Consider the following 2,410-nt stretch of genomic DNA (forward strand, 5'->3'; position numbering starts at 1 on the left):
GATNCCCTGTGGGAGCGAGCTTGCTCGCGAAAACGGTGGGTCAGTCAACATTGATGTCGACTGACACTCCCTCTTCGCGAGCAAGCCCGCTCCCACAGGGTTCGGGGCCNCCAGCACAATGAACAGGAGTCACCGCACTATGAGCCGCGCCCCAGACACATGGATTTTGACTGCCGACTGCCCCAGCGTGCTCGGCACGGTGGACGCGGTCACCCGCTACCTGTTCGAGCAGGGCTGCTACGTCACCGAACACCATTCGTTCGATGACCGCCTCTCGGGCCGGTTTTTTATTCGCGTGGAATTCCGCCAGCCCGACGGTTTCGACGAGCAGGCTTTCCGCGATGGCCTGGCCACTCGCGGCGAAGCCTTTGGCATGATCTTCGAACTGACGGCGCCGAACTACCGGCCAAAAGTGGTGATCATGGTTTCCAAGGCCGATCACTGCCTGAACGACCTGCTGTACCGCCAGCGTATCGGCCAACTGTCCATGGACGTGGTCGCGGTGGTGTCCAACCATCCCGATCTCAAGCCGTTGGCCGACTGGCACCAGATTCCCTACTACCATTTCCCCCTCGACCCCAACGACAAACCGTCCCAGGAGCGTCAGGTGTGGCAAGTGATTGAAGAGACCGGTGCGGAACTGGTGATTCTTGCGCGCTACATGCAAGTGCTGTCGCCGGAGCTGTGCCGCAAGCTCGATGGCAAGGCGATCAACATCCACCACTCGTTGTTGCCGGGGTTCAAGGGCGCCAAGCCGTATCACCAGGCCTACAACAAGGGCGTGAAACTGGTCGGCGCCACGGCGCATTACATCAACAACGACCTGGATGAAGGCCCGATCATCGCCCAGGGCGTCGAGGCCGTGGACCACAGTCATTACCCGGAAGATCTGATCGCCAAAGGCCGGGATATCGAAGGGCTGACCCTGGCTCGGGCGGTGGGTTATCACATNGAACGACGGGTGTTCTTGAACGCCAATCGCACCGTCGTTCTTTAGATCGCCATCGCGGGCAAGCCCGCTCCCACAGTGGACTGAGGTATGCCGCAGATCTGTGATCGACACAAAAACCTGTGGGAGCGGGCTTGCCCGCGATGAGGCCCTGACAGACGACGCAAAAAGACACAAGCAATAACCCGAGCAATCAACGCGCCGCCGATCCATGGCGACGCGACCGCTACATAAAAACAACAGCGAGGTGAAAGCATGTCTGGTAATCGTGGTGTCGTGTATCTCGGCAACGGCAAGGTCGAAGTACAGAAAATCGACTATCCCAAAATGCAGGACCCCCGTGGCAGGAAGATTAATCACGCTGTCATCCTGCGCGTGGTTTCCACCAACATCTGTGGTTCCGACCAGCACATGGTGCGCGGTCGTACTACCGCTCAGACCGGTCTGGTGCTGGGCCACGAGATCACTGGCGAAGTGATCGAGAAGGGCAGCGACGTCGAAAACCTGCAAATCGGCGACTTGGTATCCGTTCCGTTCAACGTGGCTTGCGGGCGCTGCCGTTCCTGCAAAGAGATGCACACCGGCGTTTGCCTGAGCGTTAACCCGGCGCGTCCGGGTGGTGCTTACGGCTATGTCGACATGGGCGACTGGACCGGCGGCCAAGCCGAATACGTGCTGGTGCCGTACGCCGACTTCAACCTGCTGAAACTGCCGGACCGCGACAAGGCCATGGAGAAAATCCGCGACCTGACCTGCCTTTCCGACATTCTCCCGACGGGTTACCACGGCGCAGTCACCGCTGGCGTTGGCCCGGGCAGCACCGTGTACATCGCCGGTGCCGGTCCTGTCGGCCTGGCCGCTGCCGCTTCCGCTCGCCTGTTGGGCGCGGCGGTGGTGATCATCGGTGACGTCAACACCGTCCGCCTGGCACACGCCAAGGCTCAGGGTTTNGAAGTGGTTGACCTGTCCACCGACACCCCGCTGCACGAACAGATCGCCGCCCTGCTGGGCGAGCCGGAAGTGGACTGCGCCGTTGACGNCGTAGGCTTCGAAGCGCGCGGCCACGGCCATGACGGCGTGAAACACGAAGCCCCGGCCACCGTGCTCAACTCGCTGATGGGCGTGGTGCGTGTGGCAGGCAAAATCGGCATTCCAGGCTTGTACGTGACCGAAGACCCGGGCGCCGTCGACGCCGCCGCGAAAATGGGCAGCCTGAGCATTCGCTTCGGTCTGGGCTGGGCTAAATCCCACAGCTTCCACACCGGCCAAACCCCGGTGATGAAGTACAACCGCCAGCTGATGCAGGCGATCATGTGGGACCGCATTCATATTGCCGATATCGTCGGCGTCGAAGTCATCAGCCTGGATGACGCGCCGCGTGGGTACGGCGAGTTTGATGCGGGCGTGCCGAAGAAGTTTGTGATTGATCCGCACAAACTGTTCAGCGCGGCATAAGCATTG

Annotated in this window: 2 protein-coding genes; both read left to right on the forward strand. The window is 61.0% G+C overall.

What is annotated here, in order from left to right; translation table 11 throughout:
- Positions 1–139 precede the first annotated feature (139 nt).
- The gene (gene purU, locus B7L09_RS19865; RefSeq protein WP_094470291.1) at positions 140–997 is read left to right on the forward strand and encodes a formyltetrahydrofolate deformylase; all 858 of its coding nucleotides are present in this window, start codon (positions 140–142) and stop codon (positions 995–997) included.
- 207 nt (positions 998–1,204) lie between these two features.
- Complete coding sequence (gene fdhA, locus B7L09_RS19870; protein ID WP_094470292.1) at positions 1,205–2,404, forward strand: formaldehyde dehydrogenase, glutathione-independent; 1,200 nt, start codon at positions 1,205–1,207, stop codon at positions 2,402–2,404.
- Positions 2,405–2,410: the final 6 nt, after the last annotated feature.

The sequence above is a fragment of the Pseudomonas mandelii genome, from assembly GCF_002251635.1.
GTDB lineage: Bacteria > Pseudomonadota > Gammaproteobacteria > Pseudomonadales > Pseudomonadaceae > Aquipseudomonas > Aquipseudomonas mandelii_B.